Origin of the sequence: Pseudomonas sp. PIC25, from assembly GCF_002286785.1 — a bacterium.
GTDB lineage: Bacteria > Pseudomonadota > Gammaproteobacteria > Pseudomonadales > Pseudomonadaceae > Pseudomonas_M.
Map to the genome: position 1 here is coordinate 1 of NZ_MUJY01000190.1, position 15,838 is coordinate 15,838.

General features: G+C 66.8%; 14 protein-coding genes. 7 read left to right on the plus strand and 7 right to left on the minus strand.

All coding sequences use genetic code 11. The features are described from left to right. The first annotated feature begins 376 nt into the window (after window positions 1–376). A complete protein-coding gene (locus tag BZL41_RS26515) occupies window positions 377–670 on the plus strand; it encodes a DUF3077 domain-containing protein (protein WP_095602029.1) in 294 nt (97 codons plus the stop codon). A 55-nt stretch (window positions 671–725) separates the two neighbouring features. Here BZL41_RS26515 and BZL41_RS26520 read toward each other — a convergent pair whose 3' ends face one another. From BZL41_RS26520 to glcD, 7 genes are all read right to left on the minus strand, one after another. Beyond that, a complete protein-coding gene (locus tag BZL41_RS26520) occupies window positions 726–893 on the minus strand; it encodes a rubredoxin (RefSeq protein WP_084333521.1) in 168 nt (55 codons plus the stop codon). Between the two features lie 124 nt (window positions 894–1,017). Then, window positions 1,018–2,721, minus strand: coding sequence for an L-lactate permease (locus BZL41_RS26525; protein WP_095602030.1), 1,704 nt, complete (start codon window positions 2,719–2,721; stop codon window positions 1,018–1,020). Window positions 2,722–2,907: 186 nt separating this feature from the next. Continuing rightward, window positions 2,908–5,085 (minus strand): malate synthase G, encoded by a 2,178-nt coding sequence (locus tag BZL41_RS26530; RefSeq protein ID WP_095602031.1) that lies wholly within the window; start codon window positions 5,083–5,085, stop codon window positions 2,908–2,910. 39 nt (window positions 5,086–5,124) lie between these two features. Beyond that, window positions 5,125–5,523 carry a heme-binding protein gene (locus tag BZL41_RS26535; RefSeq protein ID WP_095602032.1) on the minus strand — a complete coding sequence of 133 codons (399 nt, stop codon included), beginning with the start codon at window positions 5,521–5,523 and terminating at the stop codon, window positions 5,125–5,127. Between the two features lie 83 nt (window positions 5,524–5,606). Next, window positions 5,607–6,824 (minus strand): glycolate oxidase subunit GlcF, encoded by a 1,218-nt coding sequence (glcF, locus tag BZL41_RS26540; protein ID WP_095602033.1) that lies wholly within the window; start codon window positions 6,822–6,824, stop codon window positions 5,607–5,609. 9 nt (window positions 6,825–6,833) lie between these two features. Continuing rightward, window positions 6,834–7,886, minus strand: a complete 1,053-nt coding sequence (glcE, locus tag BZL41_RS26545; RefSeq protein ID WP_168191076.1) for a glycolate oxidase subunit GlcE — start codon at window positions 7,884–7,886, stop codon at window positions 6,834–6,836. Then, window positions 7,886–9,385: a glycolate oxidase subunit GlcD gene (gene glcD, locus BZL41_RS26550; protein WP_095602035.1), complete on the minus strand. Its 1,500-nt coding sequence runs from the start codon at window positions 9,383–9,385 to the stop codon at window positions 7,886–7,888. The genes glcE and glcD overlap by 1 nt, the downstream gene beginning before the upstream one ends. 248 nt (window positions 9,386–9,633) lie before the next feature. Here glcD and glcC point away from each other — a divergent pair, with 248 nt between their 5' ends. The 6 genes from glcC (at window position 9,634) to BZL41_RS26580 (ending at window position 15,762) form a co-directional block, all read left to right on the plus strand. After that, the gene (gene glcC, locus BZL41_RS26555; protein ID WP_095602036.1) at window positions 9,634–10,410 is read left to right on the plus strand and encodes a transcriptional regulator GlcC; all 777 of its coding nucleotides are present in this window, start codon (window positions 9,634–9,636) and stop codon (window positions 10,408–10,410) included. 95 nt (window positions 10,411–10,505) lie between these two features. Continuing rightward, on the plus strand, window positions 10,506–11,057 hold the full coding sequence (locus BZL41_RS26560) for a chorismate lyase (protein ID WP_095602037.1): 552 nt from the start codon (window positions 10,506–10,508) through the stop codon (window positions 11,055–11,057). 178 nt (window positions 11,058–11,235) lie between these two features. Beyond that, window positions 11,236–12,126, plus strand: a complete 891-nt coding sequence (ubiA, locus tag BZL41_RS26565) for a 4-hydroxybenzoate octaprenyltransferase (protein ID WP_095602038.1) — start codon at window positions 11,236–11,238, stop codon at window positions 12,124–12,126. Between the two features lie 159 nt (window positions 12,127–12,285). Further along, on the plus strand, window positions 12,286–12,975 hold the full coding sequence (phoB, locus tag BZL41_RS26570; RefSeq protein WP_084333540.1) for a phosphate regulon transcriptional regulator PhoB: 690 nt from the start codon (window positions 12,286–12,288) through the stop codon (window positions 12,973–12,975). A gap of 36 nt (window positions 12,976–13,011) precedes the next feature. Further along, the gene (gene phoR, locus BZL41_RS26575; protein ID WP_095602039.1) at window positions 13,012–14,313 is read left to right on the plus strand and encodes a phosphate regulon sensor histidine kinase PhoR; all 1,302 of its coding nucleotides are present in this window, start codon (window positions 13,012–13,014) and stop codon (window positions 14,311–14,313) included. 111 nt (window positions 14,314–14,424) lie between these two features. Next, the gene (locus BZL41_RS26580) at window positions 14,425–15,762 is read left to right on the plus strand and encodes a hemolysin family protein (protein ID WP_095602040.1); all 1,338 of its coding nucleotides are present in this window, start codon (window positions 14,425–14,427) and stop codon (window positions 15,760–15,762) included. The last annotated feature ends 76 nt before the right edge of the window (window positions 15,763–15,838 follow it).

Consider the following 15,838-nt stretch of genomic DNA (forward strand, 5'->3'; position numbering starts at 1 on the left):
CCGAGGACTAAACATGAGCCTCTCAAATCGTCACAGGCAGAGCCGGTGACTCATGACCACGTCCTAAGGACGTGGTTTCCCAAGTTCAAATGAATTCGCTCCCACAGAAAGGCGCGCCGTGCTTGCCCGGCTTCCTGTGTACAGCCTATAGTGCCGCCGTCGCGCATTTGCGACCGACCTTGGCCGGTCGGATCTAGGGGTGCAGCTGTTCCACATTGCAGTGTTCATCACATGCGATGTGGCGCATGGCAGCTGTGCGCGGGACACCTTCGGGTGTGCCGGGGTCCCTATTGCCCGGTCGGCCAACCCGCGTACAGTTGCCTCCAGTCTTCGCTTGGCCGCGAATGGTGGTGGCTCTTCACAATAGGAGCTTCACATGCAACCCCTCACACCTATCCCTTCACCGCTAACCACCCTGACCCCCTTCGGCCGCTACAACGATGGCCACCCATCCCTGTTCGCCGTACAACCGGGCGTACCGATCCAGGCGGCGCTGGAACACATTTCCAATCTGCTGGATATCGCCGAATCGCTGGCGTCGCAGTCGGCCCATCTCGGTGCGCCGGATAGCCAACAGCTCGGTCATGCCTGTAGCTATCTGGTCGAGATGGCCAAGGCCACGGTGGAGGCGTGTCTGGAGGGGATCGAAGGCGCCCGCCGCACATTCTGAATTGCAGAAACAAAAACGGCGGCCCTTGGGCCGCCGTTCGCAATCCATCGCTGTATCAGGCGATTTCGATCATTTCGAAATCGGCCTTGCCTACGCCGCAGTCCGGGCACAGCCATTCTTCCGGCACGTCTTCCCAGCGCGTTCCGGCCTGGATGCCCTCGTCGGGCCAGCCCAGGCTCTCGTCATAGATCAGGCCGCAGACCACACATTGCCACTTCTTCATAACTAACCTCGGTGAATCCCCAACGGGCTTGCGCGGGCAACCTATACCAATTCGCCCGCGCTCGCCAAGCCGCCGCCCGGCGGAAGCCGGCCAACCAAAGACTGGCGGGCCGGCTACTGGAACCTCAGGGATTCGGCGCCACCAGCGGGTCGCTGATCCCCAGACCATACAGCGCCAGCATGGTCAGGCTGCCGGCGAGGATCAGGTAGTAGAGGGTCGGGAGGATGGTCTTGCGCAGGGTGATGCCCTCCCGACCGAGCATGCCCACGGTGGCCGAGGCCGCTACCACGTTGTGGATGGCAATCATGTTGCCCGCCGCCGCACCCACCGATTGCGCCGCCACCAGCATGGCGCCGGACACACCGAGCAGTGTCGCGGTGTTGAACTGGAACTGCGCGAGCATCAGGTTGGACACCGTGTTGGAGCCGGCGATGAAGGCGCCCAGGGCGCCCACCGACGGAGCGAAGAACGGATAGACCGCGCCCACGCTGTCCGCCACCAGCTTGGCCATGGCCACCGGCATCGACACCAGGTCGGCGTCGTTCACCCCCGAGTTGATCAGGATGCGCACCATGGGGATGGTGAAGATCAGCACGAAGCCCGCGCCGAGCAGGGTGCGGCTGGACTCGCTGACCGCCGCCTTGAGCTCGGCGAAGCGCATGCGGTGCAGGAAGTAGGTCAGCAGCACGACGATGCAGAGAATGCCACCGGGCAGGTAGATCGGCTCCAGCGTGCCGGAAATGCCGGTCTCGCCGAGGATGTCCTTCCAGCCGAAGCTGAATGCCATCAGCGTCGCCTTGACCTCGGGGAAGGCACGGGTGATCACCAGCAGCAGCGCCAGGATGAGGTACGGCGCCCAGGCCATGGGCACGGAAATCGGCGCCTTGCCGGCCACCTCGTCGAGCTTCATCTGGATGCTGCCCATCCACTCCGCCGGCCAGTCCTTCGGGTCGGCGAAATCCCACTGTTCGCGCGGCAGCAGGAAGCCGGCCTTGGCCGCCGGCACCACGATGGCCAGGCCGACCAGGGCACCGATCATGGAGGGGAATTCCGGGCCGAGAAACACGCCCGCCGCCATGTAGGGCACGACGAAGCTGACGCCGGTGAAGAGCGCGAAGGGCGCGATGGCCAAGCCCTCCTTCCACGACTGGTTCTTGCCGAAGAAACGCACCATCACCATGACCATCACCAGCGGCATGAGGATGCCGCACAGGCCGTGGACGATCGCCACCCGCGAGGTAATGAGCTGGAAGAAGGTCTCCCAGTCGCTGCCGACGCTGGCCAACTGGGCACTGAGGCCGGTCTTGTCCAGGCCGGCGCCGACGCCCACCAGGATCGGCGTGCCCACCGCACCGAAGGACACCGGGGTGGACTGCACCATCATGCCGACCACCACCGCCGCCAGGGCCGGAAAGCCCAGGGCCACCATCAGCGGCGCGGCCACCGCTGCCGGGGTGCCGAAGCCGGAAGCGCCTTCGATGAAGCAGCCGAACAGCCAGGCGACGATCAGCGCCTGTACCCGGCGATCCGGGCTGATGCCGGAGAAGCCGCGCCGGATCGCGCTGATCCCGCCGGAATGCTTGAGGGTATTGAGCAGCAGGATCGCGCCGAAGATGATCCAGAGGATCGCCGCCGTGAGGATCAGCCCTTGCAGACTGGAGGCGATCACCCGGGTCAGCGACATATCCCAGGCGAACAGGCCGATGGCCGCGGTGAGCAGGAAGACCACCGGCATCGCGTACTTGGCCGGCCAGCGGAAGCCGACCAGCAGCACGCCGGCCAGCACCAGTGGCGAGAAGGCCAGGAGAGAGAGCAGCGTCTGATTCATGTTGGGTCCCTTGTTGTTGTTGTGAACCACTTTCCCGGGAATGCCCCGGTGCCACGCACGGGAACGCGCCGACGGTCGCCGGCTGTTCCAGAGGCGCCGGTGCGGGGATCGACCCACGTCGGCGCCAATGCTCGAAAGCCCCGGAACACTTGCGTGACCGGGGCTCGATCTATCTAGCCGTCGCCTTCACCCCCGGGCCTTGAAGCGCTGCCGCCACTGGTGCAGCAGTGGCTCGGTGTAGCCACTGGGCTGTTCGCGGCCCTTGAAAATCAGGTCGCAGGCCGCCTGGAACGCGGCGGAACCGGCATAGTCCGCGGCCATCGGGCGGTAGGCCGGGTCGCCTTCGTTCTGCCGGTCGACCACCCTGGCCATGCGCTCCAGGGTTTCGCGTACCGCCGCCTCGCTGACCACACCGTGGTGCAACCAGTTGGCGATGTGCTGGCTGGAGATACGCAGGGTGGCGCGGTCTTCCATCAGGCCGATGTTGTGGATGTCCGGCACCTTGGAGCAGCCGACGCCCTGCTCGACCCAGCGCACCACGTAGCCGAGGATGCCCTGGCAGTTGTTGTCCAGCTCTTCCTGGATTTCCTGCGGGCTCCAGTGCCGCTGGGCCACCACCGGCACGCTGAGCAGGCCCTTCAGCAGCGCGTCGCGCTCGGCGGCGAGATCGACGGCCTCCAGCTCGCGCTGGACCGCCTGCACGTCGACCTGGTGGTAGTGCAGGGCATGCAGGGTGGCGGCGGTGGGCGACGGCACCCAGGCGGTGTTGGCGCCGGCGCGGGGGTGGGCGATTTTCTGTTCGAGCATGGCCGCCATCAGGTCCGGCATGGCCCACATCCCCTTGCCGATCTGCGCCTTGCCGCGCAGCCCGCAGGCCAGCCCGACCAGCACGTTGTTGCGCTCGTAGGCCTGAATCCAGGCGCTGTTCTTCATGTCGCCCTTGCGCAGCATCGGGCCGGCTTCCATGGCGCTGTGCATCTCGTCGCCGGTGCGGTCGAGGAAGCCGGTGTTGATGAACACCACCCGCGCCGAAGCGGCGGCGATGCAGGCCTGGAGGTTGACGCTGGTGCGCCGTTCCTCGTCCATGATGCCCATCTTCAGGGTGTGGCGCGGCAGTCCGAGCAGGTCTTCGACGCGGCCGAACAGTTCGTCGGCAAAGGCCACTTCGGCGGGCCCGTGCATCTTCGGCTTGACGATGTAGACGCTGCCGGTGCGCGAGTTGCCGCGGCGCTGCAGGTCATGCAGGGCGATCAGGCTGGTCAGCACGCCGTCAAGGATGCCTTCGGGGATTTCCCGACCATCACCATCGAGGATCGCCGGGTTGGTCATCAGGTGGCCGACGTTGCGCACGAACAGCAGCGAGCGGCCGTGCAGGGTCAGCAGCGCGCCGTCGGCACCGGTGTAGGTGCGGTCAGGATTGAGCCGGCGGATGATGCGCCGGTCGCCCTTGTCCAGCTCCTCCACCAGATCGCCGCGCATCAGGCCGAGCCAATTGCGGTAGACCAGCACCTTGTCGTCGGCATCGACGGCGGCCACCGAGTCTTCGCAGTCCATGATGGTGGTCAGCGCCGCTTCCAACAGCAGGTCCTTCACGCCAGCGGCGTCGGTCCGGCCAATGGGACTGGCCGGGTCGATCTGGATCTCGACGTGCAGGCCGTTGTTCTTCAGCAGCACGGCCACGGGCTGGGCGGCATCGCCCTGGTGGCCGGCGAACTTCTCTGGCTGGGCGAGGCCGGTGCGGCTGCCGTTGTTCAGGGCAACCTGCAGGCGTCCGTCCACCACCGTGTAACCCGTGGCATCGGCATGGCTGCCGTCGGCCAGGGGTGCGGCCTGGTCGAGGAAGGCACGGGCGAAGGCGATCACCTTGGCGCCGCGCACGTCGTTGTAGCCCGGCCCTTTCTGCGCACCACCCTCTTCGCTGATGGCGTCGGTGCCATAGAGCGCGTCGTACAGCGAACCCCAGCGGGCGTTGGCGGCGTTCAGCGCGTAGCGCGCGTTCATCACCGGCACCACCAGCTGCGGACCGGCCTGTTCGGTGATCTCGCGGTCGACGTTGGCGGTGCTGACCTGCACCGAAGCGGGCGTCGGCAGCAGGTAGCCGATGGATTCGAGGAAGGCACGATAGACCGGCATGTCAGCGATCGGCCCCGGATGTTCGCGATGCCAGGTATCCAGCTCGGCCTGCAGGCGGTCGCGTTCCAGCAGCAGTTGGCGGTTCTTCGGTGCCAAGTCGTGGACCAGGGCGTCGAAGCCCTGCCAGAAGCGCTCCGGGTCCACGCCGGAACCCGGCAGGGCTTCGTCCTCGATGAAACGCAGCAGGTTGGCGGCGATGTGCAGGCGGTGGCGTTGCAAGCGTTCGGTCATTTCAGCTCTCCGGTAAGGTGAAGGTCGGCGAAAGGGCGGTCAGAGCACCGCCGTTCCCGCTTTCGCCACCTGGGCATCCTGTTCGGCTTTGACACCGGAAACGCCGACGGCACCGATCACCTGGCCGTCGACCTTGATCGGCACACCGCCTTCCAGAGAGGTCAGCAGCGGCGCGGAGAGGAAGGCGCTGCGCCCGCCGTTGACCATCTCTTCGTAGCCTTTCGATTCGCGCCGGCCGAGGGCGGCGGTGCGGGCCTTCTCGGTAGCAATGTAGGCACCGATCGGCGCACACCCATCGAGGCGCTCCAGGGCCAGCGGATGGCCACCGTCATCGACCACGGCGATGGCCACGGCCCACTGGTTGCGCTCGGCCTCGGCCCGCGCGGCGGCGAGGATTCGGCTGACTTCCTGCTGGGTCAGGACGGCTTTGCTGTACATGCGGTCTCCTTCTTCATTGTTCGATCTGCCGGGGTTCGTTGCCGGCGGTATTTTTTCGGCGGCGATACGCGTTCCGCTCCCGCTCATCCCATCGCCTCGTCCACCAACTCGATCCAGTGCCGCACCGGCGTCCGGCCCGCGCCGTCGAGGTGGGTCTGGCAGCCGATGTTGGCGGTGGCGATCACGTCCGGGTTGCCGCTTTCCAGGGCATTGAGCTTGTTGTCGCGCAACTGCCGCGACAGCTCAGGCTGGGTGATCGAGTAAGTGCCGGCCGAGCCGCAGCAGAGGTGCGCGTCGGGCACGTCGGTCAGGTGGAAACCGAGGCGGCGCAGCACGTCCTCCACCGCGCCGCCCAGCTTCTGGGCGTGCTGCAGGGTGCAGGGGCAATGGAAGGCCAGGCGCAGGTCGCCGCGCGCGCCGAGGCGCTCCAACGGCTCGGCGCGCAACACTTCCACCAGGTCCTTGGCCAGAGCGCTGACCCGCGCCGCCTTGGCCGCATAGGCCGGGTCGCTGGCGAACAGGTGGCCGTAGTCCTTGACGAAGGCACCGCAGCCGCTGGCGGTCTGCACGATGGCTTCGGCACCGGCTTCGATGGCCGGCCACCAGGCGTCGATGTTACGCCGAGCCCGTTCGAGGCCGGCGTCCTGGGCATTCAGGTGGTAGTCCACCGCCCCGCAGCAGCCGGCCTCCCGGGCCGGCGTGACAGCGATGCCGAGACGGTCGAGCACGCGGGCGGTGGCAGCGTTGGTGTTCGGCGACAGGCCCGGCTGTACGCAGCCTTCCAGCATCAGCACGCGGCGCGGATGGTCCGTCTGCGGCCTCGGCCGCGCCGGTTTCACCGCGCGCGGCAGCTTGGCCTTGAGCGCGCCCGGCAGCAGCGGGCGGAACGCCTGGCCGGTGCGCAGCAGCGCAGCGAACAGGGTCGGATTCGGCACGATCCGGCGCAGCCCCTCGCGCAGGGCCCGTTCGCCCAGCGACCGGGGCACACGCGCCTCGACATAGACGCGTCCGATGTCCAGCAGGTTGTGGTACTGCACGCCGGAGGGGCAGGTGGTTTCGCAGTTGCGGCAGGTAAGGCAGCGGTCCAGGTGCGCCTGGGTGCTCTCGCTGATGTCGCTGCCTTCCAACGCCTGCTTGATTAGGTAGATGCGCCCACGCGGGCCATCCAGCTCGTCGCCCAGTACCTGGTAGGTCGGGCAGGTGGCATTGCAGAAGCCGCAATGCACGCAACTGCGCAGGATGCGCTCGGCCTCGTCGGCGCGTGGCAGTCGCTTGGCATGTTCACTCAGGTTGGTTTGCATGACTCGACCTCAGACCTCCGCGTACATCCGCCCGGGATTGAAGATTCCCAGCGGGTCGAGTTGTGCCTTGAGCTGGCGGTGATAACGCAGCAGCGCCGGCGAAAGGGGGTGGAGCGGGCTGGCGGCCCGGCCGGGGGTGAAGCAACTGGCATGGCCGCCGACTTCGGCGACGATGGCGCGGATGACGTCCGCCTCGGCCTCGGACTTCAACCAGCGCTGGGCGCCGCCCCAGTCGATCAGTTGCGCGCCGGGCAGCGTCAGCGCCGGTGTGTGGTTGGGCAGCGACAGCCGCCACAGCGGGCGCGGGTCGTGGAAAAAGTCCAGGCGCTGCTCGCGCAGGTCGTGCCAGTAGGCATCGGGCAGTTCGTCGCCCCCCAGCCGTTCGCGGGCGGCGGCCACCGAACCTTCGCCGCCTTCCAGGCGCAGGTGCAGTGCTTGGCCGTCATGGCTGGCGGCGGTGATCGGGATCGGCTGCTGACCCCACTCGGCCAGCTTGAGCAGGGCCCGTTCGACGTCCAGCTCCAGGCGCAGGCTGAGGCGACGGCGTGGCTTGGGCAGTACTTTGAGGGAGACTTCGGTGATCACGCCGAGGCAGCCAAAGCTGCCGGCCATCAACCGCGACAGGTCGTAGCCGGCGACGTTCTTCATCACCTCGCCGCCGAAGCGCAGGTGCTTGCCCTGGCCGGTGATGAGCCGGGTGCCGAGGACGAAATCGCGCACCGCGCCGTACCAGGGCCGGCGCGGGCCGGACAGCCCGGCGGCGACCATCCCGCCCACCGTGGCGTCCCCGAAGTGCGGCGGCTCGCAGCCGAGCAACTGGCCCTGGGCGTCCAGCGCCGCTTCCAGCTCGACCAAGGGCGTACCGGCGCGGACGGTAACCACCAGCTCGGTGGGGTCATAGGTGACAATGCCCCGATGGGCGCGCAGGTCGAGCGTCTCGCCGGCCATCTCGCGGCCGAGGAAAGCCTTGCTGTCGCCACCCCGGATGCGCAGCGGCGTGCGTGCGACCAGGGCGCGATTGACCTGTTCCAGCAGGGCTTCGCTGGCGTCGTGGGCAGTCATCAGAAACGCTCCAGGTCAGGGAACGGCAACTGGCCGTGGTGGACGTGCATGGCACCGAATTCGGCGCAGCGGTGCAGGGTCGGGATGTTCTTGCCGGGATTGAGCAGGCCGGTGGCGTCGAAGGCCGCCTTCACCGCGTGGAAGGTGGTCAGCTCGTCGGCGTTGAACTGGGCGCACATCTGGTTGATTTTCTCGCGGCCGACGCCGTGCTCGCCGGTGATGCTGCCGCCTACTTTCACGCAGAGTTCGAGAATCTTGCCGCCCAGGGCTTCGGCGCGCTCCAGCTCGCCGGGCTGGTTGGCGTCGAAGAGGATCAGCGGGTGCATGTTGCCGTCGCCGGCGTGGAACACGTTGGCCACGCGCAGGCCGTATTCGGCGGACAGCTCGGCGATGCCGCGCAGCACGCCGGGCAGCTCGCGGCGCGGGATGGTGCCGTCCATGCAGTAGTAGTCCGGGGAGATGCGCCCCACCGCCGGGAAGGCGTTCTTGCGCCCGGCCCAGAAGCGCACGCGCTCGGCCTCGTCGCGGGCCAGTCGCACCTCAGTGGCGCCGGCCGCTTCCAGCACCTGGCGCACCCGCTCGCAGTCGTCGTGGACGTCGGCTTCCACGCCGTCCAGCTCGCAGAGCAGGATGGCTTCGGCGTCCACCGGGTAGCCGGCGTGGATGAAGTCCTCGGCGGCGCGGATCGCCAGGTTGTCCATCATCTCCAGGCCGCCGGGAATAATGCCGGCGGCGATGATGTCGCCCACCGCACGGCCAGCCTTTTCCACCGAATCGAAGCTGGCCAGCAGTACCTTCGCCACCTGCGGCTTGGGCAGCAGCTTGACGGTGACCTCGGTGACCACGCCGAGCATGCCTTCGGAACCGGTGAACAACGCCAGCAGGTCGAAGCCGGGGCTGTCCAGCGCATCGGAGCCGAGGGTCAGGCGCTCGCCCTCGACGGTGACGATCTCCACGCTGAGCAGGTTGTGCACGGTCAGGCCGTATTTCAGGCAGTGCACGCCCCCGGCGTTCTCCGCCACGTTGCCGCCGATGGAGCAGGCGATCTGCGAGGACGGGTCGGGCGCGTAATAAAGGCCATGGGGCGCAGCAGCCTGGGAGATCGCCAGGTTGCGCACGCCGGGCTGGACCCGCGCCAGGCGGGCCTCCGGGTCCACGTCGAGAATCCGGTTGAAGCGCGCCATCACCAACAACACGCCCTGCTCCAGCGGCAGGGCGCCGCCGGACAGGCCGGTGCCGGCGCCACGGGCGACCACCGGAACCTTGCGCCGGTGGCAAAGTTTCATAATCGCCTCGACCTCTTCCACGTGGCGCGGCAACAGCACCAGCATGGGCGTGGTGCGGTAGGCGGACAGGCCATCGCACTCGTAGGGCTTGAGGTCTTCCCGGCGGTGCAGGATTTCCAGGTCAGGCAGTTGCTGCTGCAGCTCGGCGAGCAGCACCGCCTTGTCGACCTTCGGCAGCGCGCCATCGACGCGCTCGTCGTACAGAATGCTCATGGCAGGCTCGTGTCGGAATCATTGTTGTTGTGCGCACCGCGGCAAATCCGCACGGCGCGGGATGGCCGGCATGATTAGCCCGGGCGAAGCGCTCCGTCCACGACGCGAAACACTGGTCCGACCAGTTCTTTCGCCGGGCTTTTTCGCAAACTCCGACTAAAGCCCCATGGCACCGCCCATTCAGCGGGTTAAAGTGGGTTCTCACGAACCGCTTTCAAACTGGTCCTACCAGTTCAGGAGAAGCCCTCATGCCCTTGGAAACGACACCGGAACAACGCCGCCAGCTCGCCGACGTGGTGGCCGAGCGCATCGAACGGCTGATCCTCGACGGCGTGCTCAAGGTTGGCCAGGCGCTGCCGTCGGAGCGGCGCCTGTGCGAGAAGCTGGGCATTTCCCGCTCGGCACTGCGTGAGGGGCTGCGCGTGCTGCGCGGGCGCGGCATCGTCGAGACCGCCCAGGGGCGTGGCTCCTTCGTCGCCCGCCTGACCCAGCCGAGCGACGCCAGCCCGCTGATGCACCTGTTCAGCTCGCAGCCGCGTACTCTCTACGACCTGCTGGAGGTCCGCGCGCTGCTGGAGGGCGAGTCGGCGCGCCTGGCGGCGCTGCGCGGCACCGATGCGGATTTCATCCTGCTCACCCGTCGCTATGAAGAAATGCTCGCCGCGCACGCCGAACCGCACAGCCACGACCCGCATGAACATGCCCGTCTCGACCATGCCTTTCACCTGGCGATCTGCGAGGCCTCGCACAACCCGGTGCTGGTGCACACCCTGCAATCCTTGACCGACCTGATGCTGAGCACGGTGTTCGCCTCGGTGAACAACCTCTACCACCGCCCTCCCCGGATGAAGCAGATCGACCGCCAGCACGCCCGCCTCTACCACGCGGTGATCGAGCGCCTGCCGGAACAGGCCCAGCGCGCCGCCCGCGAACATATCCACAGCATTCGCGACAACCTCAAGGAGATCGAGCAGGAAGAGCAGCGCCTGGTCCGCGCCACCATGCGCCTGGAAGGGTGGGCATAGATGCAGCGGCAAGAGAAGCCTTCGGCCTGAAGCCTGTAGCTTGAGGCTTGCCGCTGCCTTAAACTCCCGGGCTCTTCATTTGGCCTTGTCCCGCCGTGCCTGACGCCGCCCTTGCTCATCCGCCCCGCTGGCTGACCGCCGCGCAATTGCATCCCGCGCCTTGCGCCGGTGTGCGCGACTGGCTGTTCGACCAGGGGTCGCTGACCCGCCGCCTGACCGCTCTGTCCCAGGGTGCCTTCGCCGTCGAACCGCTGCTGCAAGGCTGGCAGGTGCTGCGTGCCGACGAATGCGCCGCGCTCGGCGTGCCGACCGGCAGCCAGGGCTGGGTGCGCGAGGTCTACCTGCGCGGTCACGGTGACGCCTGGGTGTTCGCCCGCAGCGTGGCCGCCCGTGGCGCCCTGGAAGGCTCCGGTCTGGCGCTCGGCGAACTGGGCAGCCGCTCCCTGGGCGAACTGCTGTTCAGCGACCGCGCCTTCGTTCGCGGTCCTATCGAAGTCACCCGCTACCCCGCCGTCTGGCTGCCCGTCGAGGTCCGCGCGGAACGTCTGTGGGGCCGTCGTTCCTGCTTCCGCCGGGGCGACCTGGGTGTGCTGGTGGCGGAAGTCTTCCTGCCGGCGCTCTGGCACAAGGCCGAACTCGACGCCTGAGTCATCGCGGCGAATTCGCCCAATACCATCTTGTAGGAGCGAGCTTGCTCGCGAAAACGGCACCACGCAAAAGCTTCGCCAGCAGAGCTGGCTCCCTACAAAAGCAGGCCGGCATGATGCCCACCGCTCCCCCGCCCAGGCCACGTATAATCCGCCGCAGTCCGCCCGGAGAAGCCGCATGTACCTGAACCTGCTGCAACAGCTCAACCGCCTGCATCCCCGCGCCTGGGACTTCATCCAATTGACGCGCCTGGACAAGCCCATCGGCATCTACCTGTTGCTGTGGCCGACCCTGTGGGCGCTGTGGGTGGCGGCCGAGGGAGTGCCGAGCGCGAAGAACCTGTTCATCTTCGTCTTCGGCGTGATCCTGATGCGCGCCGCCGGCTGCGTGATCAACGACTACGCCGACCGCGACTTCGACGGCCACGTCAACCGCACCAAGGCCCGTCCCCTGGCCAGCGGCAAGGTTCGGCCGCGCGAGGCGCTGATCCTGTTCGCCGTGCTGGTGTCACTGAGCTTCGTACTGGTGCTGTTCACCAATATGGCCACCATCTGGCTGTCGTTCGGTGGCCTGGCCCTGGCCGCCACCTACCCGTTCATGAAGCGCTACACCTTCTATCCGCAGGTGGTGCTGGGCGCGGCCTTTTCCTGGGGCATGCCGATGGCCTTCACCGCCGAAACTGGCGGCCTGCCGGCCGAAGCCTGGCTGCTGTACATCGCCAACCTGCTGTGGACGGTGGCCTATGACACCTATTACGCCATGGCCGACCGCGAGGACGATCTGAAGATCGGGGTGAAGTCCACTGCCATCCTGTTCGGCGATGCCGACCGCCTGATCATCGCCACTCTCCAGGGCATGGCACTGTTCTGCCTGCTGATGGCCGGCAGCCGCTTCCACCTGGGCCTCTGGTTCCACGCCGGCCTGCTGGTCGCCGTGGCCTGCTTCGCCTGGGAGTTCCACAGCACGCGCGGCCGCGATCCGCAGAAGTGCTTCGCCGCCTTCCTGCACAACCACTGGGCCGGGCTGGCGATCTTCGTTGGCCTGGTACTGGATTACGCGCTGCGCTGATTGCCCGCCCGGCGCGCCGTTTGCCAAGCCGTTCCGGTTTCCGGCGCGCCCTGTCTACCGTCGGGCTTTCCAACCCCGCTTGCAGCCCGCCTGTCACATCGCTGCAATAATTCCGTTATCTAATGCGGCGCAACAGAGAAAACGACCCGAGGCTCTAGCATGGTTGGCAAGAACATCCTCATCGTTGACGACGAAGCCCCAATCCGCGAAATGATCGCGGTGGCCTTGGAAATGGCCGGCTACGAGTGCCTGGAAGCGGAGAACACCCAGCAGGCCCACGCCGTGATCGTCGACCGCAAGCCCGATCTGATCCTGCTCGACTGGATGCTGCCCGGCACCTCCGGCATCGAATTGGCGCGCCGTCTGAAGCGCGACGAACTGACCGCCGGCATCCCGATCATCATGCTCACCGCCAAGGGCGAAGAGGACAACAAGATCCAGGGCCTGGAGGTCGGCGCCGACGACTACATCACCAAGCCCTTCTCGCCGCGCGAACTGGTCGCTCGCCTCAAGGCCGTGCTGCGCCGCGCCGGCCCCAGCGACACCGAGGCACCCATCGAGGTCGGCGGCCTGCTGCTCGACCCCATCAGCCACCGGGTTACCATCGACGGCAAGCCAGCCGAAATGGGCCCCACGGAATACCGCCTGTTGCAGTTCTTCATGACCCACCAGGAGCGTGCCTATACCCGCGGCCAGTTGCTCGACCAGGTCTGGGGCGGCAACGTCTACGTCGAGGAGCGCACGGTAGACGTGCACATCCGCCGCCTGCGCAAGGCGCTCGGCGATGCCTACGAGAACCTGGTGCAGACGGTGCGCGGCACCGGCTATCGTTTCTCCACCAAAAGCTGAGACCGCCCCACCGGGCCGTCGACAAGGACGCGATAGGTGAATCAAAACTGGCGCGGCGCCGTGGTGCGCCGTCTGCTGCTTCTGTTGGGCGGCTGCCTGCTGCTCGGCCTGATCACGGGGCAATACGCCTGGGCGCTGGTGATCGGCCTCGGCGCCTATCTTGGCTGGACGCTGACGCAGCTCCTGCGGTTGCACAAATGGCTGCAGGAACACAAACCCGACGAGCCGCCACCGGACGGCTACGGCCTGTGGGGCGAGGTGTTCGACAGCATCTACCACCTGCAACGCCGCGACCAGAAGGTCCGCGGGCGCCTGCAGGCGGTGATCGACCGCGTGCAGGAATCCACCGCGGCCCTGCGCGATGCGGTGATCATGCTCGACAGCGACGGCAACCTGGAGTGGTGGAACCGCGCGGCGGAAACCCTCCTCGGGTTGAAGACGCCGCAGGACAGCGGCCAGCCGATCACCAACCTGGTCCGCCATCCGCGCTTCAAGGAATACTTCGAGCAGGGCAATTACCGCGAGCCGCTGGACCTGCCCTCGCCGATCAGCGACCGCCTGCGCCTGCAATTCCTCATCACCCGCTACGGCAACCGCGAGCACCTGATGCTGGTTCGCGACGTCACCCGGCTGTACCAGTTGGAGCAGATGCGCAAGGACTTCGTCGCCAACGTCTCCCATGAGCTGCGCACGCCACTGACGGTGATCGCCGGCTACCTGGAAACCCTGGTGGACAACGTCGAGGACGTGAATCCGCGCTGGCTGCGCGCATTGCAGCAGATGCAGCAGCAGGCCGGACGCATGCAGAACCTGCTCAACGACCTGCTCCTGCTGGCCAAGCTGGAGGCCACCGATTACCCGTCTGACAGCCAGCCGGTGGCCGTCGATCTACTGCTGCTCTCCATCAAGAACGATGCCCAGGCCCTGTCCGGCGAGCGTAACCACCGCATCAGCCTGGAGGCCGACCCGCACCTGCGCCTCAAGGGCAGCGAGGCGGAGCTGCGCAGCGCCTTCTCCAATCTGGTCTTCAATGCAGTGAAGTACACCCCGAGCGAAGGCGAGATCCGCATCCGCTGGTGGGGCGACGACCAGGGCGCGCACCTCGCCGTACAGGATTCCGGCATCGGCATCGAAGCCAAGCACCTGCCGCGCCTGACCGAGCGCTTCTACCGGGTCGACTCCAGCCGCGCCAGCAACACCGGCGGCACCGGGCTGGGACTGGCCATCGTCAAGCACGTGCTGATCCGCCATCGCGCGCGCCTGGACATCAGCAGCGTACTCGGCAAGGGCAGCACCTTCACCTGCCATTTTCCGGCGCAACAGGTGGTCAAGCGCTGACCGGCTCCCACTCGGGCCTGGGCAAGTCAGCCACCTGCGGTTAGTCTGCGGGGCTTGAGATACGTTTTCCCGTCCCCATCTATCTGGAATCACAAGACACAAACCGCCCCCATGGACCCTTCCGGTTTTAGCGCCAGCGCCTATTTCGCCGAATTCGGCCTGATTCTCTTCGCCCTCTTCCTCGTTCTGCTCAACGGTTTCTTCGTCGCCGCCGAGTTCGCCATGGTCAAGCTGCGCGGCACCCGCGTGGAGACCATCGCCGACCTGCACGGCTGGCGCGGCAGCCTGCTGCGCCGCGTGCACAGCCAGCTCGACGCCTACCTGTCGGCCTGCCAGTTGGGCATCACCCTCGCCTCCCTCGGCCTCGGCTGGGTCGGCGAACCGGCCTTCGCCCACCTGCTCGAACCCCTGCTGACTTCCCTCGGCATCGGCTCGCCGGCGCTGATCCACGGCATCGCCTTCTTCAGCGCCTTCTTCATCATTTCCTACCTGCACATCGTGATCGGCGAGCTGGCACCCAAGTCCTGGGCGATCCGCAAGCCCGAGTTGCTCTCGCTGTGGACGGCCGCACCGTTGTACGCCTTCTACTGGCTGATGTACCCGGCGATCTGGCTGCTCAACGCCAGTGCCAACGCCATCCTGCGCATCGCCGGCCAGGGCGAGCCCGGCCCGCACCACGAGCATCACTACAGCCGCGACGAGCTGAAGCTGATCCTGCACTCCAGCCGCGCCCGCGACCCCAGCGACCAAGACATGCGCGTGCTGGCCTCGGCCGTGGAGCTGGGCGAACTGGAAGTGGTGGACTGGGCCAACTCCCGCGAGGACTTGGTCTACCTCGAACGCAACGCGCCGCTGCACGAAGTGTTCAGCGTGTTCCGCCGGCACAAGTACAGCCGCTACCCGGTGTACGACGAGGAAGCCGGCCAGTTCATCGGCCTGCTGCACATCAAGGACCTGCTGCTGCAACTGTCGCTGCTGGAAATGCTGCCCTCGGCGCTCAAGCTCAGCGACCTGATCCACCCCATCGAGCACGTGTCCAAGCACATGCCGCTGTCGCGCCTGCTGGAGCAGTTCCGCAAGGGCGGTTCGCACTTCGCCCTGGTCGAGGAAGCCGACGGCAAGGTGATCGGCTACCTGACCATGGAAGACGTTCTGGAAGTGCTGGTCGGCGATATCCAGGACGAACACCGCAAGGCCGAGCGCGGCATCCTCGCCTACCAGCCGGGTCGCCTGCTGGTACGTGGCGACACCCCGCTGTTCAAGGTGGAACGCCTGCTCGGCCTCAACCTCGACCACATCGAAGCGGAAACCCTGGCCGGGCTGGTCTATGAGACCCTCAAGCGCATGCCGGAAGAAGAAGAAGTGGTGGAGACCGAAGGCCTGCGCATCGTCATCAAGAAGATGAAAGGCCCGAAGATCGTCCTGGCCAAGGTCCTCAAGCTAGCTTAAAGCGGCCGCAAGCGCCAAGCCTCAAGCGGCAAGTAAAGGCAGCACTGAGTCGCTTGCAGCTTATGGCTTGCCGCTG